General features: G+C 37.4%; 21 protein-coding genes. 12 read left to right on the top strand and 9 right to left on the bottom strand.

Features of this window, described 5'->3' with window-relative positions:
• The first annotated feature begins 39 nt into the window (after positions 1-39).
• The gene (locus tag QL986_RS05715) at positions 40-495 is read left to right on the top strand and encodes a hypothetical protein (RefSeq protein ID WP_008468096.1); all 456 of its coding nucleotides are present in this window, start codon (positions 40-42) and stop codon (positions 493-495) included.
• On the opposite strand, the gene QL986_RS05710 is transcribed toward QL986_RS05715, so the two are convergent.
• From QL986_RS05710 to QL986_RS05700, 3 genes are all read right to left on the bottom strand, one after another.
• Positions 492-1,748 carry a Y-family DNA polymerase gene (locus tag QL986_RS05710; RefSeq protein ID WP_128583731.1) on the bottom strand — a complete coding sequence of 419 codons (1,257 nt, stop codon included), beginning with the start codon at positions 1,746-1,748 and terminating at the stop codon, positions 492-494. The genes QL986_RS05715 and QL986_RS05710 overlap by 4 nt on opposite strands.
• The gene (gene umuD / locus QL986_RS05705) at positions 1,736-2,149 is read right to left on the bottom strand and encodes a translesion error-prone DNA polymerase V autoproteolytic subunit (RefSeq protein WP_010388819.1); all 414 of its coding nucleotides are present in this window, start codon (positions 2,147-2,149) and stop codon (positions 1,736-1,738) included. Before umuD ends, QL986_RS05710 begins: the two co-directional genes overlap by 13 nt.
• 81 nt (positions 2,150-2,230) lie before the next feature.
• Positions 2,231-2,650 (bottom strand): MarR family winged helix-turn-helix transcriptional regulator, encoded by a 420-nt coding sequence (locus tag QL986_RS05700; protein WP_128583732.1) that lies wholly within the window; start codon positions 2,648-2,650, stop codon positions 2,231-2,233.
• A 103-nt stretch (positions 2,651-2,753) separates the two neighbouring features.
• Here QL986_RS05700 and QL986_RS05695 point away from each other — a divergent pair, with 103 nt between their 5' ends.
• The 5 genes from QL986_RS05695 (at position 2,754) to QL986_RS05675 (ending at position 8,716) form a co-directional block, all read left to right on the top strand.
• Positions 2,754-3,500 carry a siderophore-interacting protein gene (locus tag QL986_RS05695; RefSeq protein ID WP_128583733.1) on the top strand — a complete coding sequence of 249 codons (747 nt, stop codon included), beginning with the start codon at positions 2,754-2,756 and terminating at the stop codon, positions 3,498-3,500.
• A 144-nt stretch (positions 3,501-3,644) separates the two neighbouring features.
• Positions 3,645-4,637 (top strand): LLM class flavin-dependent oxidoreductase, encoded by a 993-nt coding sequence (locus QL986_RS05690; protein WP_128583734.1) that lies wholly within the window; start codon positions 3,645-3,647, stop codon positions 4,635-4,637.
• Positions 4,638-4,849: 212 nt separating this feature from the next.
• The gene (locus tag QL986_RS05685) at positions 4,850-5,845 is read left to right on the top strand and encodes a patatin family protein (RefSeq protein ID WP_290191305.1); all 996 of its coding nucleotides are present in this window, start codon (positions 4,850-4,852) and stop codon (positions 5,843-5,845) included.
• A gap of 332 nt (positions 5,846-6,177) precedes the next feature.
• A complete protein-coding gene (locus QL986_RS05680) occupies positions 6,178-7,584 on the top strand; it encodes an alanine/glycine:cation symporter family protein (protein WP_290191304.1) in 1,407 nt (468 codons plus the stop codon).
• 94 nt (positions 7,585-7,678) lie between these two features.
• Positions 7,679-8,716: a patatin-like phospholipase family protein gene (locus QL986_RS05675; protein ID WP_290191303.1), complete on the top strand. Its 1,038-nt coding sequence runs from the start codon at positions 7,679-7,681 to the stop codon at positions 8,714-8,716.
• A gap of 128 nt (positions 8,717-8,844) precedes the next feature.
• On the opposite strand, the gene QL986_RS05670 is transcribed toward QL986_RS05675, so the two are convergent.
• Entirely contained in the window at positions 8,845-9,786 is a 942-nt protein-coding gene (locus QL986_RS05670; protein WP_290191302.1) for a DUF4238 domain-containing protein, read from the bottom strand.
• A 468-nt stretch (positions 9,787-10,254) separates the two neighbouring features.
• Entirely contained in the window at positions 10,255-10,818 is a 564-nt protein-coding gene (locus tag QL986_RS05665) for a YSC84-related protein (RefSeq protein ID WP_290191301.1), read from the bottom strand.
• Positions 10,819-10,958: 140 nt separating this feature from the next.
• Between QL986_RS05665 and QL986_RS05660 the strand changes: the two genes are divergently transcribed.
• Both QL986_RS05660 and QL986_RS05655 read left to right on the top strand, forming a co-directional pair.
• A complete protein-coding gene (locus QL986_RS05660; RefSeq protein WP_290191300.1) occupies positions 10,959-12,170 on the top strand; it encodes a tyrosine-type recombinase/integrase in 1,212 nt (403 codons plus the stop codon).
• Positions 12,170-13,369 (top strand): cation:proton antiporter, encoded by a 1,200-nt coding sequence (locus QL986_RS05655; protein WP_290191299.1) that lies wholly within the window; start codon positions 12,170-12,172, stop codon positions 13,367-13,369. Before QL986_RS05660 ends, QL986_RS05655 begins: the two co-directional genes overlap by 1 nt.
• A 73-nt stretch (positions 13,370-13,442) precedes the next feature.
• On the opposite strand, the gene QL986_RS05650 is transcribed toward QL986_RS05655, so the two are convergent.
• Positions 13,443-16,490 (bottom strand): FAD-binding and (Fe-S)-binding domain-containing protein, encoded by a 3,048-nt coding sequence (locus QL986_RS05650; protein WP_024602474.1) that lies wholly within the window; start codon positions 16,488-16,490, stop codon positions 13,443-13,445.
• A 144-nt stretch (positions 16,491-16,634) separates the two neighbouring features.
• Here QL986_RS05650 and QL986_RS05645 point away from each other — a divergent pair, with 144 nt between their 5' ends.
• On the top strand, positions 16,635-16,853 hold the full coding sequence (locus QL986_RS05645) for a PGPGW domain-containing protein (RefSeq protein WP_024602473.1): 219 nt from the start codon (positions 16,635-16,637) through the stop codon (positions 16,851-16,853).
• Between the two features lie 47 nt (positions 16,854-16,900).
• On the opposite strand, the gene ppsA is transcribed toward QL986_RS05645, so the two are convergent.
• Entirely contained in the window at positions 16,901-19,276 is a 2,376-nt protein-coding gene (gene ppsA, locus QL986_RS05640) for a phosphoenolpyruvate synthase (RefSeq protein WP_016898933.1), read from the bottom strand.
• 154 nt (positions 19,277-19,430) lie between these two features.
• Between ppsA and QL986_RS05635 the strand changes: the two genes are divergently transcribed.
• Complete coding sequence (locus tag QL986_RS05635; protein ID WP_008108730.1) at positions 19,431-20,240, top strand: pyruvate, water dikinase regulatory protein; 810 nt, start codon at positions 19,431-19,433, stop codon at positions 20,238-20,240.
• Between the two features lie 89 nt (positions 20,241-20,329).
• On the opposite strand, the gene QL986_RS05630 is transcribed toward QL986_RS05635, so the two are convergent.
• Positions 20,330-21,679 (bottom strand): class II 3-deoxy-7-phosphoheptulonate synthase, encoded by a 1,350-nt coding sequence (locus tag QL986_RS05630; RefSeq protein ID WP_024602472.1) that lies wholly within the window; start codon positions 21,677-21,679, stop codon positions 20,330-20,332.
• A gap of 591 nt (positions 21,680-22,270) precedes the next feature.
• Between QL986_RS05630 and QL986_RS05625 the strand changes: the two genes are divergently transcribed.
• The gene (locus tag QL986_RS05625; protein WP_008464472.1) at positions 22,271-23,146 is read left to right on the top strand and encodes a DNA replication terminus site-binding protein; all 876 of its coding nucleotides are present in this window, start codon (positions 22,271-22,273) and stop codon (positions 23,144-23,146) included.
• A gap of 62 nt (positions 23,147-23,208) precedes the next feature.
• Here QL986_RS05625 and QL986_RS05620 read toward each other — a convergent pair whose 3' ends face one another.
• On the bottom strand, positions 23,209-24,423 hold the full coding sequence (locus tag QL986_RS05620) for a hypothetical protein (protein ID WP_013463357.1): 1,215 nt from the start codon (positions 24,421-24,423) through the stop codon (positions 23,209-23,211).
• 773 nt (positions 24,424-25,196) lie between these two features.
• Here QL986_RS05620 and QL986_RS05615 point away from each other — a divergent pair.
• The gene (locus tag QL986_RS05615; RefSeq protein WP_008464468.1) at positions 25,197-26,435 is read left to right on the top strand and encodes an AAA family ATPase; all 1,239 of its coding nucleotides are present in this window, start codon (positions 25,197-25,199) and stop codon (positions 26,433-26,435) included.
• Positions 26,436-26,450: the final 15 nt, after the last annotated feature.

Below are 26,450 nucleotides of genomic sequence, written 5' to 3'. Positions count from 1 at the left end.
GTGCTTGATCATATTTGATACACGAGGATAGAGCCTATAATGAAATTTTTCACACTGGTTTTACTTACCATAAGCCTTTTTAGCTGCTATGCAGTAGCAGGCCCAAGTAATAAAACTCGCTTTATTCCGCTGTTACAAACTAAGCTGGGTAATTACGAAGTGACCTCAAGTAACTCTGGGTTATGTACTAATAGCCGATTACAATTTAATAACCCTGAAGATCCTGAGCAAGGTTTTAGCTTAGGCAAAGAGATTTTGTTTAACTCCTTACACAATGGTACTCGTACCATTGAAAAACCAAATTATTGTTTTATTACCAGCTCGCTAAAATATAAAACAGATGGCCTAGAAAATAGCTTACGCATGAGCCGCTGTGATAATCCTATCCATGAAGGAACGATTAAACAAAGCATTACTTTTTTAACCAGCAATACGCTTAAATACACATTGGACAATCCGAGTGTAGAATGTGAATTTATTAAAGTTGCCGACTAACACTGTATTTTTGGAATATCACGCCAACGAGTCGTGTATTGCGGCGATAAAAAAGCCCTGTTCATATGCCAATGATCATTTAATTGGCTGCTCGCCACGCTAAGCATTCCTTTACCGTATCTATGATTAATAGCATCTAAACAGCTCATTAACTGCGGGTTATCGGTTTGCTTATCAAATAAATGATGTTGTTGAAACTGCTGCGGGCTGAGCTCTAATGCGCCCACACCACATTTATAAAATCGAATTCCCGGTTGATATATTTGCTCAAAACTCTTTGATACCGCATTGGCCATAACGCGAGTATCGTTAGTAGGCGGATCAAATTGATGCATAACTGACTTTTTATAAAAGGCGTGTTCATGTGATGAGCTGGCAGCAAAAATATAAATACGATGAGTGAGCGACTGTTGCGCTCTTAATTTTTGTGCAACTACACTAGCATGATTTATTAATGCGGTTCTCACTGCATCGGGGTCGCAAAGGCGCTGGCCAAAACTACGCGTTGAAAAAATAGCTTGTTTGTCTTGGCGCACATCATCCCAGTTTAAACAGGTAATGCCATTGAGCTCCTTAATTGTACGCTCAAGCACTACGCTAAATTGACGACGAATTGTTCTTGGACTTTGCTCAGCCAGCTGCCATGCGGTATTAATATTCATTAGCGCCAGCTTCTTAGCTATACGTTTGCCCACCCCCCAAACATCTTGGCAGTGCATTTGCTGTAAAATAGCTTGTCGGCTTGCTTCATCATCAATCACGGCAACCCCATTAAAGCCAGTTAGCTTTTTAGCAGCATGATTCGCGGCTTTGGCTAAGGTTGGTGTTGGCCCAAAACCAACCCCAACAGGGAGTTTGGTTTCGCGCCATACTGTACGTCTAATTAGCTGACCGTAGTGGTGCCAATCGGTGATTAATGGCTGATAGCCTTTAAAGTGCAAAAACGATTCGTCAATACTGTAAATATGCTGGGTATCACAAAAGCGAGCAATAACGTTCATCATTCTATCGCTTAAATTAGCGTATAGTTCGTAGTTAGATGAGCGCACTACGACCTGATGTTTTGCTAGTAATTGCTTTACTTTAAAGTAGGGGCCAAATTTAGGAATATTAAGCTTACGGGCAATAGGGCATACCGCACATACGCAGCCATCGTTATTGGTAAGCACCACTACTGGTTTTGAACGAATTGCGGGGTCAAATACCTTTTCAGCACTGGCATAAAAAGCAACCGCATCAACTAAGGCATACATGAAAGTATCTCAGGGCTTTGCCGATGTAATCTAATTGAGCGAGTTACCACGCCTTCAAGCTGAAATTCATCAGATTCGGTTAATTGCACGGGTTTATAAGCAGCAGAAGCCGAGAGCAGCCGCGCATTGGTTTTATCTAGCAACTTACATACAAATAAACCATTTAAGTTCGCCACAATAACATCGCCATCTTTAGGAATCTCTGCACGGTCAACTAACAGTAAGTCGCCCTCAAAAATACCAATTTCTTGCATAGAACACCCTGAGGCAACGCCAATAAATGTAGCATCTGGGTGTTTTATTAATAGCTCGTCAAGTGATATCCCTAACTCACTATACTGCGCTGCAGGCGATTCAAACCCGCAAACACCGGCCTCTATATAAATGGGAATAACAAACATAACACAACCTAAAATGCATATACTGTATAAGTGTACAGTATATGCGTTTTGTATCAGTTATGCCAAGTAATGAATGGTAGATCAATCCATGTTTTTGATCATTTGTTGGGCAGTATGTAAAAAGTCATTGATTTGCTGTGGGTTTAAGTTTTTACACATTTGCGCATTTACATGCTGCTCAGCGTTTAATAATTTGTCGTAAAGCGTGCACCCTTGTGCGGTAAACGACAGAATAAAACAACGCTTGTCATGCTCACTGGCATTTTTATGAATTAAGTTTAGCGCGAGCAGTTCTTTCACTAACCGTGCTATTTGGGCTTTGTCGCGTTGGGTTTGATTTACAATATCGTTAGCAGTGCACTGAGGTGTCGCTGCAATAATATGCAGGCAACGCACATGCATCGCGTTTAACCCAAGCTCACCTGCATTAATGGCTTCGCGTATGGTAACGCGATAATTTTGCATTAAAGCAAATAATGTATTAGCCACTGATGAGTTCATAATAACTCCATTATAGTTGACAAAGTCAATTAAATCGTTATAGTTGATTTTATCAACCAATGGGGCGTTGTGCAATTCATCTTTTTTAATGAGGTAAATTTATATGGGTAAAAAAGTACGCAAAGCAACCGTATTAAGCACAAAGCAAATAACCCCACATCTACAACGCATTATTGTTGGCTCAGATGAGTTTAACGACCTGAGTGCCCAATACATTGGTAACTACGTTAAGGTGCTTATTCCACAAAATGGCCTCGTTGACTTTAATATTAAAACTACGTGTATGCGTTCATACACTATAAGACATGTTGATGAGCACACTGGTGCACTTACCCTCGACTTTGTGATAAATATGCACCAAGGTCCAGCCACTAATTGGGCTAAAGAAACAAAAGTAGGCGATGAAGTGGGTATAGCAGGGCCAGGCCCTAAAAAGTTGGATAACTATGATCATTCATATTATCTATTACTTGGCGATTTAACTTCGGTTAATGCAATTAAAGGCTACGTGCAACAATTGCCTATAAACGCAAAAATTGACGCGATTATTCATGCACCAACAAAAGATGATGTGATTAGCTTAGACTCCTCGCGTGATGTAACTTGGTTAATAACAAATAACCCCGATACAGATATGATAAACGCATTAAAATCGCTACCACTTAGTGAGCAACAACCTATTGTATTTATGGCACTTGAAGCCGGATTAGTCCGTAAAGCAAAAACCATATTAACTGATGAATTAGCTATACCGCGCAGTCAAATTGTTGCATCGGGCTATTGGAAAAAAGGGCTTGATTCAGAAGCTTATAAACTAAAGCGCCAACACGCTGCTGCTAAAAATAGCTAACTTAATTTTTGTTCAATCACATCGCTATTTAGCTTTTAAAAGGCAAGGCGCCTTGAATTGACTGTCATACACACCCATCTCTTAGCATAGACTCATTATTTATGGCTAGCGCTATAAATCGCTATTTAATTTGGAGGTACTACTTTGTTATCAACTATTCCTTTTTCGTTATTAGAACTGGCGCCTATGCCTAAAGGCGCCACTGTGAGTGACACCTTAAATAAAAGTACAGCCTATGCACAAAAAGCTGAGGAACTCGGTTTTAATCGTTTTTGGTTAGCCGAGCATCATAATATGCCTGGGATTGTTTGTGCGGCTACTTCAATTTTGGTGGGGCACATAGCCGGTCACACTAAAAAAATACGCGTAGGGTCGGGTGGAATTATGTTACCTAATCATGCTCCTTTAGTTGTTGCTGAGCAATTTGGCACCTTAGAAAGTTTATACCCAGGTCGAATTGATTTAGGGTTAGGGCGCGCTCCAGGTAGCGATCCTGTGACAAGTCGTGCATTAAATAACGATATCAGTCGTGCTGAAAACTTTCCTAATGAAGTGAGCGAGTTACAAACATTATTGGGCCCTTATGAGGGAACTAAGCGCGTGCGAGCAATACCTGGTGAAAACACCAATGTTCCCATTTGGCTTTTAGGTTCAAGTTTATTTAGTGCGCAGTTAGCTGCACAAAAAGGATTACCCTATGTATTTGCGGGGCACTTTGCACCGCGTTTTGTGCATGATGCAATAGCCTTGTATAAACGAGAATTTAAACCATCAAATGTATTAGCTAAGCCTTATGTCATGTTGGCATTACCTTTAGTGGCTGCAGATACAGATGAAGAAGCACAGTATTTATCAACTACATCCAAACAGCGAGTGTTATCGTTAATTAGAGGCGACGAGCTGTGGTTAAAACCCCCAGTAGAAACAATGGAAGGTTTGTGGAGCGAACAAGAGCGCGCTCATGTTGAGAGCTTTTTAGGGTTAAGTGTTACCGGTGGGCCAGCCAGTATTAAACACAAGTTAGAAATGATTGTAAATCAATTAGGGGTTGATGAGCTTATATTCACCAACGACTTATTTAATAATGAAAAACGCCATAAAGCGCTTGAAATTTTAATGCAAATAAAAAACGGTTAAGCAAGCGTACACTCTACGCTTGTTATGCTATTAAACAGATTAAAGTTAATTGAGTCGTGGCCATTTTGTATTATTTTAAAAAGTGGCAATGAAAAAGCTTGTTCTATTTTTTCAATAGAACAGATTTAAACAATCAATTTTAATTATGAATATTGAACGATTATTATAAGGGTATGCAACACAATTCAGCTAAATAAATAGGAAGGTAAAGCGTGAAATTTCAAAATAGTACGACACCCCATTCATGCAACAACTCAGTGCCGCCAAAAGTAGCGCTGATAGCAGAAGGTGGCGGACAACGAGGGATATTTACCGCGGGTGTACTCGATGCTTGGTTAGAGCAAGAGTATGATCCGTTTGACTTATTTATTGGCACATCTGCAGGCTCTCAAAACTTAACAAGCTATTTGGCGCGTCAAAAAGGCTATGCTAAACGCCTGATCAGAGGCCTTTCGCGTCATAAACGTTTTTTTCAATTAGGTCGCGGCCTAATGGGTAAACATATTGTTGACCTAGATTGGTACTTTGATAAAACCACCGAAGTAAACAGAGCGCTTGATTTTAAAACTGCAAAAGCCAGTTTAGGCGACCGTGAGCTATTAATTACTGCAACTAATGCCCGTGATCGCAAACCTTATTTTTTATCCCCAACAGGGGAAGGCCAGCAATGGCGAGAGCTATTAAAAGCGTCAAGTGCACTGCCATTTTTATATAAGCAAGGTGTAAAATTGACGCCGTGGTTAAATGCATTAGCCGCAAATGAATTAGGTAAGACCGAGATACAGTCAGAGTCTGATTTTTACTTAGACGGTGGCCTTGCCGCACCGCTTCCTGTACGCGAAGCCTATAATCGTGGCGCACGCAAAATTGTGGTTATACGCACCGTTGATGAAGCCTTTCAGGCTCAATCAGCATGGGTAAGTAAATTAAAATCATTTGTTGAAGTATCTGGCTATTGCCCAAAAACAATAGACTACTTATTACAACATGAGCAAGCCTACGAAGATGAGTTAGCATTTATTGCTAACCCACCAAAAGATGTAGAAATAATCCAAATTTTTGCAAATCAAAAGTTGTATAGTAAGTTATTAGGCAGCTCAAATGATGACTTACGATTTGACTATAAACTTGGTTTAGCAGCAGGCCATAACTACTTAAAAAACCATAACCCAGATCAGGATGATTATAAACACAGCTACATAGCGTAGCTGTGTGTTTATTATCAGCAAGATAATAAATCAGCATTTACTGTGTTCTCATGGCAGTCATTTAGCCGTGAGAAATATTCGGTTTTTTACCCCGAAAATAATGCGCTAACGGTTATTAAAGCACGCGACTAATTCCTTTCTAAAACATTCTTTTTACATCAGCAATTACACTGCAATATAAGTCAGTTTGCTGGGTGAATTTATATTCATTAATAAAGAAAAATAATTCACATCTAATTAGCTTTATTATAAAGTGGCTAAGTCTCTACTAAACTTAAACACTCACGTCGCTAAATTAATACCGTGGCAAATAATAATAAAAAGGAAGCCTGATGTTCGACACGCTGATCAAAAGTGTAAATAGCCTTTTATGGGGCGAAGGCCAAGTACTCATTTACATTTTACTTTTTGCTGGCATATGGTTTTCTGTGCGTTTAAAAGCTATTCAACTCGTTAAATTTACACATATGTTTAGCCTGCTAAAAGGCAGTAGCAAGTGTGATAAAAATAACATTAGCTCCTTTCAGGCTCTATGTACGGGGCTTTGTGCGCGTGTTGGTACTGGTAATTTAGCCGGTGTGGCTGTTGCTATATCACTTGGTGGAAGTGGCGCCATATTTTGGATGTGGGTGATTGCCATACTGGGTATGGCGACCGGTTTTGCAGAAAGTATTCTTGGGCAAATTTATAAAATTCGTGATAGTAATGGCGATTTTAGAGGTGGCCCTGCGTATTATATTCAACAAGGCTTAGGCAGCCGTGCGTTTGCTATTGTGTTTGCCGCCTGTTTATTTTTAGGTTACGGCTTTACCTTTAGCGCCATGCAAACCAACACCATTACCGATGCGCTTAATTATACCTTTGAAATTCCCACACACTATTCCGGCATCGTGATCACTTTGTTAGCCGGTTCAATTATTTTAGGTGGATTTAAAGCTATTGCCCGTTTTGCTGAGCGAGTAGTCCCTGTTATGGGCATCGTGTTTGTGCTTGTTGCTGTGGTAATTACACTGATTAACTTTACCCAAGTACCCAGTATGCTAAAAGATATATTTTTATCCGCGTTTGGCTTACAAGAAGCGGGAGCAGGCGCAATGGGGGCGGCGATTAAAAACGGTATTCAACGGGGCTTATATTCAAACGAAGCAGGCGCAGGTAGTGTGCCGCATGCATCGGCAAGTGCCAGCCCCATACCTAATCACCCGGTTACCCAAGGTTACATACAAATGCTAGGCGTGTTTTTCGACACTATTGTACTTTGTAGCTGTACCGCGGTTATTATTTTATTGGCCGATGTGAACATAAGCGGCGAAATGGAAGGCATTCGTTTAACCCAAACCGCTATGACCTCACATTTAGCACAAGGTGGCGTGTATTTTGTAGCCGCTGCCATTACTTTATTTGCTTTTACCTCGGTGGTTGCTAACTACGCCTACGCTGAAAGTAACCTGCACCTATTTAAGCTTGATAACAAAGTAGGGCGCGGTATTTATACTTTGCTTTATTTATCAATGATGTTGTGGGGTGCATCTGCCACATTAAAACAAGTATGGGATTTAGCCGATATTGCCCTAGGGTTAATGACAGTGGTGAACGTAATCGCTATTATACTGTTAACGCCAACTATTTTGTCTGTTACTAACGACTACCACGCACAAAGAGACAAAGGCATAGAGCCTGAATTTAAGGTAAAAAACGTAAAAGTGCAGGGCAAATGTGAAGACGGAATTTGGGATTAAGATTAAAGTTTAAAAGTTTTATATTGCATAAGTATTCATTTTTAAGTTTGGCTTTAACAACATTAAACTGCGACTCTACAGGTAGTATTTTTAGATGATCGACATTTTTGCAGGTAAAACTGCAGCAAAAATAATAAACGAACAAGGGTTTAAACCCGAGCTTTTTACCTCGTTTTTAGGGGCAAGTGGTGGCCCTAAATGGTTTACCTTATTTGGCTTAGACAAATATATATTTGGCGAATTTTTTAAACATCGCACCCAACCGCTTAATTTAATTGGCTCATCGGCAGGGGCTTTTCGTTCTGCGTGTTTTGCACAAAACGATCCAGTTAAAGCCATTGAACGTTTAGCAAAATCGTATTCGCAAACCCGATATTCTAGTAATAAACCCACCCCAACTGAAATTACCACTAAAGCCCGCGCATTACTTGAAGATGTGTTTGGTGATAACGGTGTCACTGAAATTATAAATAATCCGGTATTTAAAGCGCATTTTATTGTCGCAAAATCTAACGGGTTTATTGCCAGTGAGAATAAATTAATACAGCTTTTGGGTTTATCAAAAAGTTATATGCTTAACCGCGTTAATCGAAAATTATTAGGCTCGCAATATGAGCGTTTTATTTTTGGCGCGCCCAATAGTGATTTAAGTATTACCGACAGCTACAATTTTAAAACGCAAAACATAGTCCTTAGCCAAACTAATTTAAAAGATGCCTTATTGGCATCGGGCTCTATACCACTAGTAATGCAAGGCATAAAAAATATTGCCGGTTCCCCACCAGGAATTTACCGCGATGGCGGCATTATTGATTACCACTTTGATTTAAAAATTAATAACCCAGGCTTAATTTTATATCCGCATTTTAATTCAGATCCAAAAGCAGGGTGGTTTGATAAAAATTTAAAACGAAAAGTCGCACCACAAAATTACGACAACGTTGTGATGATCACCCCATCAAAAGAATTTGTCGCGGGTTTACCTTACGGGAAAATCCCAGATAGAAACGACTTCACCGATCTAGATGCCGACACCCGCATTAAATATTGGAATACCGTGTTTAGTGAAACTGAGAAATTAGCTGATGATTTTGATAGAAAACTCAATAGTGAAAATAATTGGATGATCTAATCTATCAAGTAATGTAGTTTTATGAGTCGTAGTTAATAATCCATAAATTATCGTACGTAATATTAAAGGAAAGGGCGAAAGCCCTTTTTATCAATTATTTACAATGTTAGGAATAAGATATAATGACACTAGTGAGTTTTCATAAATAACTTTCTGTATTCATTTATAGAAGATTCTGAATCTGCAAAATAAGTTTGATGTGAATGTTGAACAATTAATGAGTTAAATAATTTTACATCCTCTGTTGTACATAACTCATTAAAAAATTTAGTGTTTATATCACGTAAGATTACATACCCAAACTTTGGTGAAATTGGAAAATAGAGATCTTTACCATTACCAGTAATACTTTTAAGACTTACTACTGGTGAATCAGAAGTAATAAATGAAATGTTTGAAGAGTTAATTAATGGGATATGAATATCGATATTGCAATTTGTTAAGAGATTAAGAGCATAATTTTGCCCAAAGACAAAACTAAAAAACCACCAGTGTTTTCTAAATACACTCAATAGAATGTCAATATCTTTTTCATCTCTAAAATTTTCATCTAAAGAAAATCTAGGCCACAAATTTAACTTAGAAAAACTACTATCTTTTAAATCTTTAGTCCTAGTTGCCTGATGACCAAGAAAATTCATAAAATCTTTAAAGTAATCTGAGTTTTCAAGGATATTAAAATCACCATTACTTAGTTGAGGCAAAACTTTAAGCATTTTACCCTCTATTTTAGAATGATAATCCTCTAAAAGGTTAATTTTCCAGTTATTAATACTATCGGATTGTTTTAAAGCTGCTTTAAACGAATTGTAGTAATGAAGGTTTATCTCGTAATTAGAATCAGATATAAACTTAAGAATGATCTTAATATATAGATCTTCATAATTTTCAATATTTTCCAATTTATAAAAAAAATCTTGCTTAGCTACTCCAAGTGCGGTTTCAGTTGCTGCAATATGTTTTTTAGTAGCAAAGTAAGCTAATTTATTATCAACCTGCCAATTTTCTAGATAACGCCGCCAAACAAAATGATGATTTTTTTTTGGTACTAATTTTTTAGATTCTAGCAAAATTAACTTCCTGTCTTTTCTGAAATATCACCAACAATATCTAGTAATTGGTTCTGTAATTCAAATAAATACTTATCTTGTGTAGATGTCTGTCTTTTGAGGTTTTGGTACATTTACTCTGATTTCTTAGCAGAACATTTATATCGGCGTACTAACTGTAAATCAGATGGTTTTACTATACCCCAAGGCTTAGTCATTTTGTTGTCGTGATATCAAATTCTATAATCTGCCCATGGGCGAGTAGGAGAAAATAGCCTAGATAAATTATTTAAATTTGCTTTAGCTGACGCGTTTGATAAAAGTATAGCTATAAAAAACTTGAATTAAAACTAATTGAAAAATTTAAGCTATAAGCTATTTTTGGCTAATAACAACAACCCATAAATTACGTTATGGTAAATTGCAGGATTTAAATTAAAGTGGGCGTAATCATACAAACTAGCCCACTTATGAAAGGGTTTTGAGGTCTTAATTTAGCTCAGAATCGACCCAAAATTTAGTACCTTTTAAAACAGCTTGCAGTGCAAGGCCACTTTCGGTTAAAGAGTAAACAGTAACTTGGTCAGCAATAGCTTCGGCAACTAAAGCACCACCTTTATCTTGGTATTTTGCAGCAGCATCGGCATTACCACCGAACGCCCAACCATGTTTAATAAATCTATTTAACGCTGCTTGATCGTGAAAAACCATCACAATATTGAAATCTTTAACACCTAAACCTAAGCCTAAACCAGCTTCACCCATATTCATATAGGTAGATTTTCCGGTTAGGTTATTTTTTACTACACCGTACCCACCACCAAAACTGGCTAAAATAACGTTTACATTAGCATTATCAAATACAGCATAACCGGCAGAGTTTGCGATTTGGGTTTTAACATCTGGTTTTTTTTCGTATAGAGCAGTTAATGTATTCGATTTCATACTTTGTACTAAAGCACGTTTTTCTCTAGGGGAAGCACTGCCTGTAGTAGCGCAACCTGTTAATAAAACGCTAATAACTAACATGCTCAACAGAAGTAATTTTTTCATGATTTTTCCATTAATAAGGTATATGGTTAATAAATCTGCGTTTAGCATAAATATCAAAAATTCATTATGTCCAATACTAGACAGTATCGGACTTTAAGGTTAACCTATAAGTCTATTATTTTCTTATATATTTTACTATTATGCTTGTTGCTCTGGTCGATACATTAAAACAATTACGTTATCAAATAGCTCATCTTGAAGATAATACACTCTCATCAGAATATCCAGAACTAGCCTCTTTTATACAGCAAGTCAGCTTGACTGTAACTGAATCAAAGGCTGATCTTAATTTTTTATACCAGTTTTTATATGTTTATGGACGAAAATCTGAGGCAACCTATAGTCGTTTTCGTAATGAGTTGGAACGTTTTTATTTATGGTCATGGCTTATAGCTGAAAAATCTGTATTTGAACTTAAGCGTGAAGATATTGAAGCCTATGTCGATTTTATGGTTGAACCGGATAAAAAATGGGCATCTACATCTGTTCAATGGCGTTATAAAGATGAGCAAGGAATTCGTCGGTTAAATCAAGATTGGCGCCCTTTCATGTTAAAAGAATCTATTGCGAGTCAGCAAACATTATCGGCCATGTTTACTGCCCTCAATGTATTTTATAAATTCGCTATTTTAGAAGAAAAAACCTTTGCTAACTTTGTACCTGTTGTTAAAAAAAATAGTCCCTACTTGGTTGTGCAATCGCAAATACAAATCCCCGATACATTAAGTGATATTCAATGGGAATATGTATTTGGCGTTACCCGAGATATATGCGAAAAAAAACCAGAGTATGAAAGAAACTTATTTACCCTCGCCTGTTTAAAAGGACTCTACCTTCGTATTTCAGAATTATCAGAGCGACCACAATGGTCACCTGTTATGTCTCATTTTTGGCAAGATAATGATGGTTTTTGGTTTTTACGAATAATGGGTAAAGGAAATAAATTACGCGATGTAACATTAAGTGATGATTTTCTTGAGTATTTAAAACGTTATCGCTTGTATCGAGGCTTGCCTGCTCTGCCCCGCGTTGATGAGTCAGACCCGCTAGTTCATAAAATTCGTGGTCAGGGTGGAATGACCGTAAGACAAATTCGCAGATTGGTACAACAAAGTTTCGATATTGCTCAGCAGTCATTACTTGATGATGGGTTTAAAGATGACGCGGAACAATTAGAAGCGGCCACTGCACATTGGCTTAGACATACCGGTGCAACGCATGACGCACAAACTCGCCCTTTAAAACATTTATCTGAAGACTTAGGCCATGCAAAAATTGCTACAACCGATCAAATATATATTCAAACAAATATTAAAGAACGGGCAAAGTCTGGAATAAAAAGGAAGATTTAATGGAATACTTAGTTATTGCTTTTATTGGTGCATTATTTTTAATTTATTCTATAACACTACGCCAATTAGAAAAAACAGAAATTACTGGGCCGATGTTTTTTGTTATAGGGGGGATGCTGCTAGCATTGATAGCTCCGAACGAAAGTGAAAATTTTAAAAATGGCTTACGGTTTTTACTGCCCTTTATCGAATTAACGCTCAGTATCTTTTTATTTACCGATGCAGCAAAGTCAAAATTAGGAGTATTAAGGCATAGTTTTCAATACCCAAGTTTACTTTTATTTGTTGCCTTACCTTTAACCCTATTACTCGGGATTGCTACTGCGTTATTTTTATTTGCTGAGCTTTCATTAATTCAAGCAGCACTTATCGCAATTATATTAACCCCAACCGATGCGGCGTTAAGTAAGGGGTTATTAAGTAATACAAAAGTGCCTGAAAAAATAAGAGAAGGTATTAATACTGAAAGTGGCTTAAACGATGGCTTATGTGTGCCTATATTTTTAATATTTATTCTGCTTGCAAAAAATCCTGAATCCGCAATTACTGCAACACAAACGTTAAGTGTATTTGGCAGAGAGTTGGGAGTTGCATTATTAATTGCATTTGCAAGTATTGCTGTTTTTATTCCGTGTTTAAACTTTGCAATGAAGCGACATTATTTTGCTCAAAACACTAGCCCGTTTTTACTATTGGGTTTTGCTATGATTGTATTTTCACTTACGCAATATTTTCATGGCAGTGGATTTATTGCCGTATTTGTAGCGGGGCTTTTATTTGATAAATACGCGAGTACTAAAATAAACAAAGAGCTGATTGAAGACTCAGAGCATATAGCTGACTTTTCCTCTTTAATGATTTGGTGTTTATTCGGTTTTGTTTGTGCTTATTTAGTGATCCCGAAATTAAATGCTGAAATAATAATTTATGCGCTACTTAGTACAACACTGATCAGAATAATTCCTGTTATGTTGTCATTGCAATTTACGTCATTAAAAATAAAAGAGCGTTTAACGTTTGCTTGGTTTGGGCCACGAGGATTGGCTTCGATTGTTTTTACTTTAATGGTTATTGATACACAAATAGAAAACAAATTTCAAATTGCGACCATTGCCATGACAACAATTTTATTTAGTGTGTTTATTCACGGTATTAGTACAAAACCTATAGCAGATAGTTTTGCTAAAAAAACTAAATAAATATAAGCAAAATAAAAAGGCGTACTTAATAATAAGTTACGCCTTTTTATTTTCAGCTTAATTAATTAAATTATTAACTAAGTACATTTGCCAGTAACTCTATCGGATGCTTGGGTTTAAACTTTTCATAACGTTTAACTTGGCTGCGACATGAGAATCCCGTTGATAAAAGTTGCTCAGGTTTATTTTTATCAACAATAGGTTTCCAACTCATTTCGTAAAGCGATCGAGAGTTATCTTGGTTTTGTGCTTCGTGGCCATACGTACCTGCCATTCCACAACAACCCGTATTTGTAGTGTTTAATGTCAAACCAAGTTCATCAAAAATAGTTTTCCAAACACTTGCCGCTTTTGGTAAAGCGGTTGTTTCAGTGCAGTGGCTCAATAACGTAAATTCAGTATTTAAATTTTGTTTAGCCGTTAACTGTTTAAACGATTGTGTTTCTAGCCATTCATGGGCAAGTAGCACATGAAAATCACCACGGTTATTTTCTAAAATTGTATTATATTCATCGCGATAACACATCACTAAAGATACATCTAAACCTACTAATGGCGCATTGATCTCGTTAAGTTGATTTAGAAATTCTGCAGCATTTTTAGCTGTCACTTTAAACTCATGTAAAAAACCTTTCACATGTTGAGGCTTACCATTGGGTTTAAATGGTAACAACATGGGTTTTTTTCCAAGCTGTGTGATCAGTGTAATAAAGCTCTCAACCAATTCGGCTTCGTAAAAGCTGGTAAATGGGTCTTGAACAATGAGTACATACTCATTTTGCTCATCGGCGCTTAATTTTTTAAGTAAATTTAAATCAAATTTTTGCGCTTTGTTTATACGTTTACCGAGTGCTGGAATACTTAGCTGCGGGGTATCAACATAACCGACCGTTTTTTTAATGATGCTACTAACCAATGATGTTTTTACAATTGGGTTAATAATCCGAGCAAATTTTGACATTAACGGTGCGCTATTTTCGATATTACCCACTAAATAATCTTTAAGTGGGCGCGCATAATAACTATGGTAATAATTTAAAAAACGAGCTCGAAAAGTTGGTACATCTACCTTTATTGGGCAAGCGGTAGTACACGCTTTACATGCTAAACACTCGTCCATTGATGCTTTTACTTCGTGAGAAAAATCGTAAACGCCTTTATTTTTTTCACGGCTATGAACAAAACGCTCCCACCAGGTGATCACTTCACCTTTGTTTAGCTCTTTCTCTACTTCAAGCAAATTAACATCTTTTGACTCTTGAAGTCGTAACCATTCACGCATTAAACCCGCGCGACCTTTAGGTGAATTACGGCGATCGCCGGTCACTTTATAAGATGGGCACATTGGCGAGTTTTCATCATAATTAAAACACAAGCCGTTACCATTACAGGTCATTGCATTGTTAAAACTGGTTTTAACATCAATAGAAATTTGCTTATCGAAGTAAGAACGTTTCTGCCCATCAACACTAACTAGTGAGTCTTTACTTTCAATTGGCGTACATATTTTACCGGGGTTTATTTTATTATTAGGATCAAAAGCTGACTTTATTTTTCGTAATTGAGTAAATAAATGCTCACCAAAAAATTCAGGGCCGTATTCACTTCGGTATCCTTTGCCATGCTCGCCCCACATTAATCCACCGTATTTAGCGGTGAGTTTTACTACCTCATCTGAAATTGTACGTAGTAATTTTTCTTGTTCTGGGTCGCACATATCCAGTGCAGGTCTAACATGTAATACACCGGCATCAACATGGCCAAACATACCATATTGTAAATTATGGCTGTCGAGTAATGCTCTAAATTCGACAATGTAATCGGCTAAATTTTCAGGCGGTACGGCAGTATCCTCTGCAAACGCGAGGGGCTTTTGGCTTCCTTTTACATTACCTAATAAACCCACTGATTTTTTACGCATTGCATAAATTTTTAGTATATCGCTTTTATCGCTTGTTAACTGATAGTCAATAACCCCATTAGTTTGATTTTCAACGCATTCATCTAATAATTTACATAAAGTGTCTACTTTGTCTTTTATGTCTTGTGGTGATACAGCATTAAACTCAACCATGTTGAGTCCTTGCATATCTTTATTTGGTACATCGGTTATTAAGTCCGATACTGAATGCCAAATAATGTCTTCGCGCGCAAGATTCAAAACTTTGCTGTCAACGGTTTCAACCGAGGTAGCACGGGCATCAACCAAAAATGGTGAATGGCGAAGTGCAGAATCAAAACTGTCATATTTTATATTGATGAGTGTTTTAAATTCAGCAATGGGTGTTAGGTTTAATTTCGCCTCAGTAACTATACCTAATGAGCCTTCAGAACCTGTAATTAGTCGACTCATATCAAAAGTTTGTAAGTCTTCACTTAGTACATGCTCTAGGTCATACCCAGTTAAGAAGCGATTTAATCGTGGGAATTTGGCTAATATAGCGTCGCGTTCACTAATTGAAATATCTAAAACTGTTTTGTATATTTGCCCAATTAATGAGTCTTGATCGGCAATTATTTTTGCTTTTTCTATGTCTATTGGGCTGGTAGACATTGCTGTGCCATCGACTAAATACGTAGTTAACCCTAAAACATGGTCGCTGGTTTTGCCATAAACTAATGACCCTTGGCCAGATGCATCTGTACTGATCATGCCGCCAATGGTTGCGCGGTTACTGGTAGATAAATCGGGTGAAAAGAAAAATCCATACGGTTTTAAAAAGTCGTTAAGTTGATCTTTTATCACGCCCGTTTGAACTCGTACCCAACCTTCTTCTACATTTATTTCGAGGATTTCACGCATGTAACGTGATAAATCAACCACAATACCTGGGGTTAAAGACTGTCCGTTAGTGCCTGTGCCGCCACCGCGAGGACCAAAAGTTAACGACAAAAACGGGTCATGAGATGCAGTTTGTAAGGCAATTTGAATGTCTTTTTCGCTTTTTGGAAAAATAACACCTTGCGGAAGCTGCTGGTAAATACTGTTATCGGTTGATGCAGTCAGCCTCGTTGCATAACTGGCGTCTGTATCTCCAGTAAACCCTTGATTTTTTATGGTATTTAAGTAATTTGCAACCAATTCGGTCGCGGCATCTTGTTGTGTAATCGTTGCTATCATGGCGGCGCTTTTTAATGCATTTGTGTAATTATATCATGGTGATGGCTAATAGAAATTGAAGATTTTACAGTTTGTAACACTCTTTTAATCGTAATATGAGCTGCTGCAATTATAATCAAATTAAACGCCTACTATGAGGTTTATATGAAAAAACTACTTATACAGATCAGCGGGACACTGTTTATTTTATTAGGACTACTATTTGCCGTAGTACCAGGGCCTTCGTTAATATTTTTTATTGCAGGTTTACTGTGCTTTTCTATGTATTACCCAAAAGCGAGAGGTTATTTAGCGTGGTGTCAAAAAGCGCTTACTCGTTTATGTGCCTATTTAGATAAAAAATTAGCAAAACACACATTTTAAGCCATAAAAAATGCCAGCAGATGCTGGCATTTTTTTAACAAGGTAATTTATTTAGCGAGTTTATCAGCTAAATATAACCATGTTTCTAGTACTGTATCTGGGTTAAGCGAGACAGAATCAATGCCTTGCTCTACTAACCATGCAGCAAAATCTTCATGATCTGAAGGACCTTGACCACAAATACCTACGTACTTACCTTTTTCTTTTGCTGTTTTAATAGCCATAGAAAGAAGCTTTTTGATTGCAGGGTCGCGCTCATCAAATAAGTGCGCAATTAAACCTGAATCACGGTCAAGACCAAGCGTTAACTGAGTTAAATCGTTAGAGCCGATAGAGAAACCATCGAAGTATTCTAAAAATTCTTCAGCCATTAATGCATTTGACGGAAGTTCACACATCATAATTACTTTAAGACCATTTTCGCCACGTTTAAGGCCATGCTCTTCAAGTAATTCAATAACGCGTTTACCTTCTTCAAGGGTACGTACGAATGGGATCATGATTTCAATGTTAGTCATATCCATAGTATTTCTAACGCGTTTTATTGCTTCACACTCAAGGGCAAAACAATCACGGAAATCTTCAGAAATATAACGCGCAGCACCACGGAAACCAATCATTGGGTTTTCTTCTTCTGGCTCGTATTGCTGGCCGCCCACTAAGTTTGCGTATTCGTTTGATTTAAAATCAGACATACGCACAATTACACGCTCTGGAGCAAACGCACAACCTAGGGTAGAAATACCTTCAACAAGTTTGCCAATATAGAATTCAACAGGTGATTCGTAACCGGCAATCATGTCAGTAATTTCTGCTTTTAATGCATCAGTTTGTGCATCAAAATTTAATAACGCTTTAGGATGAACACCAATCATACGGTTGATGATAAATTCAACGCGCGCAAGGCCAACACCTGAATGTGGTAAACGAGCAAAATCGAATGCGCGATCTGGGTTACCTACGTTCATCATTACTTTCATTGGCAGTTCAGGCATTTCGTCTACGCGTGAAGTTAACACTTCAAAGTCTAAAATACCTTCGTAGATGAAACCTGTATCGCCTTCGGCACATGATACAGTAACTTCTTGACCTGCTTTAATTAAGTCTGTTGCATTACCACAACCAACAACGGCTGGAATACCTAACTCACGTGCAATAATCGCAGCATGACAAGTACGGCCACCACGATTTGTAACAATCGCAGCTGCGCGTTTCATGATAGGTTCCCAATCTGGGTCGGTCATATCGGTAACTAAAATGTCACCTACTTGTACTTGGTCCATTTCTTTGATTGAATCAAGTACACGCACAACACCACTACCAATTTTATGACCAATTGCACGGCCTTCAACAACAACATTGCTGCTGCCATTAAGTTGGAAGCGTTCCATTACGTTAGTGTCTTCGTTTGAACGAACTGTTTCTGGACGCGCTTGAACTATATATAGTTTGCCATCGTTACCATCTTTTGCCCATTCGATGTCCATTGGACGACCGTAATGTTTTTCAATGATTACAGCTTGTTTGGCAAGGTTTTGCACTTCTTCATCTGTAATCGAGAATTTGTTTGAAAGCGCTGGATCTACGTCAACAATTTCTACTTGTTTGCCGTGAGCTTTGTCTTGTGAGTAAATCATTTGAATGGCTTTAGAGCCAATATTACGACGAACTACTGATGGCTTGTTTTTAAGCAGCGTTGGTTTATGAACATAAAATTCATCAGGGTTTACCGCACCCTGTACAACCATTTCACCCAAACCATAGCTTGATGTAATAAATACAACATCTTCAAAACCAGATTCAGTATCAATACTAAACATAACGCCTGATGCTGATTTATCTGAGCGAACCATGCGTTGAATACCTGCTGATAAGGCAACACCACGGTGATCGTAGCCTTGGTGAACACGATAAGAAATTGCACGGTCGTTAAATAACGAAGCGAATACGTGTTTGATGGCTGTCATTACAGAATCTATACCAACAACGTTTAAAAACGTTTCTTGTTGGCCTGCAAAAGAGGCATCTGGCATATCTTCAGCGGTTGCTGATGAACGAACAGCGAATGAAACATCTGCAGTTGTGTCGCCATGTAGCTGGCTGTATGCGTCGCGGATTGCTTTGTCTAGACTAGGTTGGAATGGGGTATCGATAATCCACTGGCGGATATCGGCGCCGACTTTGGCGAGTGTGTTTACATCATCAACATCGAGTGTATCTAAAATGTCATGAATTTTTGCGTTGAGTCCTGATTGTTCTAAAAACTCGTTAAAAGCGTCTGAGGTAGTAGCAAAACCACCTGGGACTTGCACACCTGCGTTAGCTAAGTTTGAAATCATTTCACCAAGTGAGGCATTTTTACCGCCAACTCGAGGAACATCTTGCATACCAAGCTCTTGATACCAGAGAACGTATTCTTGCACGGATCTTTCTCCAAAAAACAAATTGTAGTAGTAACTGTGAGAGTTAAGAAAGAAAACCTTTTATAAAGGTCGCCACCATTCTACACTGGCAAACGTCCCCACGTAAACCGTGATACACTGATTTTAAAATTAAATGTAATAAAAAAGAGGCTTTATGAGAACTGCGTTTTATATTTCAGATGGCACAGCAATCACATCTGAAGTGTTTGGTCATGCGACTTTATCTTTATTCCCTGTCGAATTTAATCATAAAACAATCCCTTTTGTAGAAACTGAAGAAAAAGCGCATGAAATAAAAGCGCTTATTAACGCCACGTCATCTAAGCAAGGTGAAAAGCCTTTGGTGTTTTTTACTTTTGTGAATCATAAGTTGTCTGAGATTATTCGCTCTGCAGATGCTGTCTCTTATGACTTTTTAACAACGTATAGCGAAAAAATTGAAAGCGAATTAAACGTTGCCCCAGTACCTAAAGTACATAGAACACACTCTATACACGAAAAAAGCTATGACTTTAGAATTGATGCAGTTAACTATGCTTTAATGAATGACGACGGCGGTAATATTAAAAACTTTGCTGAGGCTGATATTATTTTAGTTGGCGTTAGTCGAAGCGGTAAAACGCCAACAAGCCTTTATTTAGCCCTGCAATACGGTATTAAAGCGGCCAATTATCCGATCACCGAAGATGATTTAGAAAGCGAAGGGTTACCCAAGTGCTTAGTGCCTTATAAACATAAACTGTTTGGTTTAACTATAGACCCTGAGAGACTGGCTGCAATAAGAGACAGACGCATGGCAAATTCAAAATATGCATCAATTAGACAGTGTCGTATTGAAGTTCGCGAAGTAGAAATGCTGTATAAAAAGCATAAGATTGCTCATTTAAATTCTACCCACCATTCGGTTGAAGAGATCTCAGCAAAAATCATTTCTGATACAGGTCTTGAGCGTCGTAAGTACTAACAAACTAACATGTGATTTAAGCATGTAATGACACACAGCACACAAAAAAGCCGCTAAATAATAGCGGCTTTTAACATATTAGGAGAGTATTACTTGCGAGCATCTTTTAAAAGGTCTGCAACTAAAAAGCCAAGCTCTAATACTTGATCGGCATTTAAGCGAGGGTCACATTGAGTTTTGTAACGCTGCGCTAAGTCATCATCTGATAAACCGTATGCACCACCGGTACATTCAGTAACGTGTTGTCCGGTCATTTCTAAATGAACACCACCTGCGTATGAGCCTTCAGCTTTGTGAACAGCGAAGAACTGACTAATTTCGCGCATAATGTTATCAAAGCTGCGAGTTTTATAACCTGAGCTGGCTTTTTCAGTATTGCCATGCATTGGATCTGAGCTCCAAATTACTTTGCGACCTTCTTGCTGTACTTTACGCACCAGCGCAGGTAACTTCTCTGGTAATACATCCGCACCCATTCGCGTGATAAGTGTTAATCGGCCTGGGATATTATCCGGGTTAAGCGCATCGATTAAACGGATAAGCTCGTCTGGATCCATACCTGGTCCAACTTTAACGCCAATTGGGTTTTTAATACCTTTAAAAAATTCAATATGGGCATGGTCTAGCTGGCGAGTACGTTCACCAATCCAAACAAAGTGTGCTGAACAATCGTACCAGTCACCTGATAAATGGTCTCTACGTGTTAATGCTTCTTCGTAGCCTAGTAATAACGCTTCGTGTGACGTGTATAAATCAGTTTCTTTTAAGCTTGGCGCTATAGTTGAATTAATACCACACACTTCCATAAATTCTAACGCGTCTTGAATTTTGTCTGCAAGTTGTTGGTATTTTGCTTTTTGTGGATTAGCAGCAACAAAGCCCATGTTCCAACGGTTAACTTGATGTAAGTCGGCAAGTCCACCTTGTGCAAAAGCGCGTAGCAAATTTAGCGTTGCCGCACTGTGATGATATGCCGTCATTAAACGTTGAGGGTCTGGAATACGTGCTTCTTCAGTAAACTCAAAGTTATTTACTATATCACCACGGTAAGATGGCAACGAAACGCCGTCTATTGTTTCTAAGTCGGCTGAACGTGGCTTAGCGTATTGACCTGCCATACGTGCAATTTTAACAACCGGGCACTTTCCACCATAGGTTAATACTACAGCCATTTGTAAGATGGTTTTAAATGTATCGCGAATATTAGCGGCATTAAAGTCGCTAAACGATTCTGCACAATCTCCACCTTGAAGTAAAAAGGCACGGCCTTCGCATACGTCTTCAAGTTGTTTAAATAAACTTCTTGTTTCTTCGGCAAATACTAAAGGCGGTGCACTTTTCAACTGGCTTTCTACCGACTTTAATACGTCTTGATCTGGGTACTGTGGTTGCTGCAGTATTGGCAGTTCTCTCCAGCTATTTGGGTTCCACGATTGCATGTTCATTCCTCATTCCTATTACCTGATGTAATGAAATTAACGTATGCAGTGTGCTTTGTTCAAGGACTAAATACACTATTTACCAATTATTTAGTTATTAGTTAAATTTTAATAAGATTTAAGAGCCTATTTTGAGTTACTTTTGATGAGCAAGTTTATAAAGCAAAAATAAATAAACATTTAAAAACAATAATCTAAGTAGGTAGAGTGTGCATTATAATGGCTTGAGTAGAAGCTTAACAGCTAAGCGATGGTGATACAGATAGTAATAGGAACACATCATACTTAATTAGCACTTATGTAATCTTAACTTTACGGGTGGTTTTAAAAAAGAATGCTACTCAATTATGCGTTTTTAAATATTTATGCTAACGCTTCATACAAAGCTCAATGCCTTAACTCAGCCCTTCTATTATTTCCTTTAAAGTATATGAAGCAAAAGTACTTAAAAAACCATAAAGAACACATCATACTTAATTAAAAATACTGTAAATCTTAGCTAAAGCATGTTATTTAAAGAAATAAATATCAAAAGAAAGGGTTGTTTGCGAGAATAGTATATAAGTAAGATGTGTTCTAGGTAGGTAGCTAATGGTTACAAAGGTACAAATAAGAAGTCAGTTTGATTTACTCAATGAATTAACACTTAGCTTAATTGATGAGCTTAAAGAGGTTGGCTTTGCTAAAGCAGAGTATTTTCAATTACCTGAGATTAGTAGTACTGAAGAAAATATAATTCCTGAGTCTATAAGCGTTTCAAAAATAACAGGGGAATTGGCACATAAGGCAATTTTAAATGCTTTCTCAGATATGTATAAAAAGCCAGGGCTAAGCAGCCGAGTATTAAAGCGACACCCTGGTTTGCTAGTAATAAAAGAGGCGAATAAACAAGCCATTATTGATCGCATAGCACAGGTAAATAGTGCAAAAGCAGCTTTTAAAAATTGTATTTTAGCAATAGATAATAACGACGCGCGATTTGAAGCGGTGCATAATGCAATGCCAAATTTAATAACGCTTGCGGCGTATCGTAAAATTCATAGTGAAATTGAATCCCCTTTTTCTGTTCGCTTTACTTGGATGCATAAACACGCAACCAAAACACTTACAAAAAAAATGGCGCTTGAAATGTTAGAAAAATCGGCAGGCTATAAAAACCCGCGAATGATTGATCAGCAAAAATGGCAGTCACTGGTTGCACAAGAACAGGTTCGAGTAGCCAGTTTGGGTGAAAAAGAAAAATTGCGAATTAGGCGCCCTACTCGAGTTAGTCCTCAAGTTAATGTGAGGTACACTGCACAAAATCGCTATCATGTTAGTGCTGCTTTACCTTTTATACTAATTAACCCACAGCCCGACGTAAAATTTGGCGAACTACCGAGTTACCAAAAACCCTTATCGCATCCCCGAAAACGCGAATATGATTTTCTAGTGGACCGATTATATTTAGAACAAGTAACTAAATAAATTATGTTAAAAAGGCCACATAATGTGGCCTTTAATATATTTGTTGGTAAAAATAAATAGAATTACTTTTCTACAATTTCTTCCAGCTTATCTTCATCAATCAATACCGCATTTTCAACAATGCGTTTACCGCCTTGTATTTCAATACGCTTATTGTGTTTATTTAATGCCAATATCTCATCACAAAATTGATCAGACGGATGCATTTCATAAGTGTAATCGACTATGTTGCCGGTTTTATCATCTTTAACATTGGTAATGCTGTATTCAGATATTGCTCCTTTTTCAATTAAATCTTTCATCGTGGTTGTCATATCACGACGCAGTGCTTTTAATTTATTTTCGGTAATATCATCCGTTGAGTAAATAGAGCCATATTTTTCCATAATAGAAAGTAATCTAAAATGGTAGGTTTTTCCTGGTGCTGCATAACGCCATAAATGATATAAACGTAGCATCATCCAACGCGATAATCCGCGTTTTAATTCTTGTGCACTGTTAAAGTAATAACCTTTGTATTCAAGGTTATCAATCATGTTGTGTACAAATGCATTTAAACACGCAACACATTTTACATTTCCGCCTTGGCCTTTCTTACCACTAAAGTGCAAAGACGATAAAAAGTTCATATTAGACTCGTAAAACGAATCATCAATATCAGAATTTTTAGTATCCGTTGCAGAATATTTAAAAGAAAGTTTAGAACCTTGCAATGCTTCAAGCGACTCTTTAATTTGCGGATATGGCATAGATTGGCCAACCGCTTTAAGCTCTTGTGCTAATTCGTTCATAGAAAACACAACGGCATATTGAATACCGGACTTAAAATTAATTTTTACAATTTTACCTTTTGAAGCTAGGCGAATTAATGCGCGCTCTACTTTTTCTTCTCTATCTGATGGCCACACTAAATATTCTACATCTTCGCCATCTTTACGAGTACTGACCACAGCCGGTGTTATTTTTATTTCGCCATCATATAAAATACCATCTACTTTTTCAGATATCTTACGCGTAATGATGGTTTTTTTAGGGGCTTCTTCAAGTGGCAGTTTTTTGTGGCCTGAGCGAACAAAACGTCCCCACAGATCATAATGGTTAAATGTGTTAGAGTAAGCGCGTAACCCATGGGCTGCATTTTCTATCGAAATTCGCACATCTTTATTATCTGTAAATAGTGCTAGGCTTTCGTTATCGATCGCACTTTCCACCCCGTGAATTTGGCCCCTAAGTGTATCGGGCAAGTTATCTACCGAGATGTTGACCTTTCGGCTCATGGTTTTTATTTCCGTTTTTATTGTGACAGCTAATAACAACACATAAAGCCACAAAAGTTAAATGTTTAAGTTAGTATAAAAGTGATCTGACTTCAAATAAAATGCTCAGATCAGTATTTTACTAAGGAAAACTTAAAACAAGCGTTTTCAGATCACATTTTTACTAACTGAGTGTTGATAAGCCAAATTTTTACTAACTAAATAATAATTTTGTCCATTACAAAGTGTTTTTTTTTATATTTTACACGACAAATTATATAAAAATCTTAACCCCCTGTGGATAAGCTTAGTTCGAGTTAGCATAGATCTGATCTGTACTTACTACAGATCAGATCTATACTAATTAAACCATGCATTATCACTATTGCTTAGTGCATAACTTTATAATTTACTTAGTAAAAATATGATCTACAGGTAGGTATTTGTGAGTAACTCAGTGCTTAACCTGTGCGTAACTTAGATTGTAAATATTCGCTTAGTAAAAAGCTGATCTGCAAGTAGATAAGGATCTGATCTTAACCACGTACAATGCTGATCCACTATTTTTAATATTATTTATATAAATCATTACGTTATATATGTATTTTACACCCTTAGCCTTAAATACCTTATATATTTAACCATACTTAAACTTCTTTATTTATACTAAGCAATCTTAAAGGTGTAAAAATTATTTTATATGTCATGTATTTAAAAGACATGTCGCCTTAAATAGTTGTTTACAGCTAATTGAATGGACATTATACTAAACACCTAACTTTGAGGAATAAAGTATGTCTATCAATAAAAACGCGCTAGATACTTATCGACTTTTGAAAGCAACCGCAGAAGTTGCTGAAAAATCACTAGAAGGACGTATCCAACATTATCGCGCCCATCTTAAATCTGAAGAAAAAGAATTAAGAACTTACACCCAAAAAGCAGCAGCTGATTTACTTGGCTGTAATAATCGTACCTTAAAAAGACGCCATGACAATGGTGACTTTGACGATTTAAATATAAAACGCGGTGCAAACGGCCACTATGCCTACACCTTAGTTAATATTTTTGCTATGGCTGATATTATGGACATACAGCCTGATCACCGCGCATCAACAGACAAACTCCAAGTTATTGTTATTAATTCATTAAAAGGTGGTTGTGGTAAAACAACAAGCATGGTTAACATTGCTGCTGCACTCGCTACCACTAACATTAAACGTTACCGTATCGGTATAATTGATTTAGATCCTCAAGGGTCATCATCAAGCTTTTTCCCATCTTCAGAGCCCGATCCAATTACCGTTGGTGATTTGATGCGTGATTGCATTGACCTTGATGAAGGTGAAACATGGCCAGAATTTGTGTCTAATTCTTTTTTACCTACTCATATTCCTAATATTCGTGTTTTACCATCAGGTATGGATGACTTTTACTTTGAACACGAAACAGCAACATTACTCAAAGACACCTCCAATTATGAGCAAACACGCCATTACCACAAACTACTAGAACGAGTAATAAATCCGGTAAAAGATGAGTTTGACATTCTTTTAATTGATACAGCGCCAACGCTTAACTTTATGTTTTACAATGCATTAATGGCTTCAACGGCGATGCTAATTCCGGTTCACCCTGAAGCGGTAGACTTTGATGCAAATAATAAATATTTAAAACGTTTAGGTGAGATTTATCATACAGTTGCCGCTCTTGGCCATGATGGTTGGGATTTCATGCAATTTTTAGTTACTAATTATGTGAAAGGCAATCACTCACAACGCGACATAGTTAAAGATGTGCGTAGTGCTTTTGGTCGCCAAGTAATGAGCTATCCTATCAATCATAGTTCAGCAATTACCGCCAGTTCATCGTCGTTCAATACTATCTTTGACCAAAAAGCATCTGACAGCTTAGCAAGTAGAGAGTCATTAATGCGCGCACAAGAAAATATCAAAGATGTAGTTGATGAACTCGAAATGCTAATTCGTTCTAATTGGCAATCCACTCAATCTAAATTAAATACGCCTAAGTAAGGATGTTGACTAAAA

Source organism: Pseudoalteromonas sp. APC 3250 (genome assembly GCF_030407915.1).
GTDB classification, from domain to species: Bacteria; Pseudomonadota; Gammaproteobacteria; order Enterobacterales; family Alteromonadaceae; genus Pseudoalteromonas; species Pseudoalteromonas tetraodonis.
The sequence above is the reverse complement of the archived record's forward strand: the minus strand, read 5'-3'. Positions and strand labels throughout refer to the sequence as shown.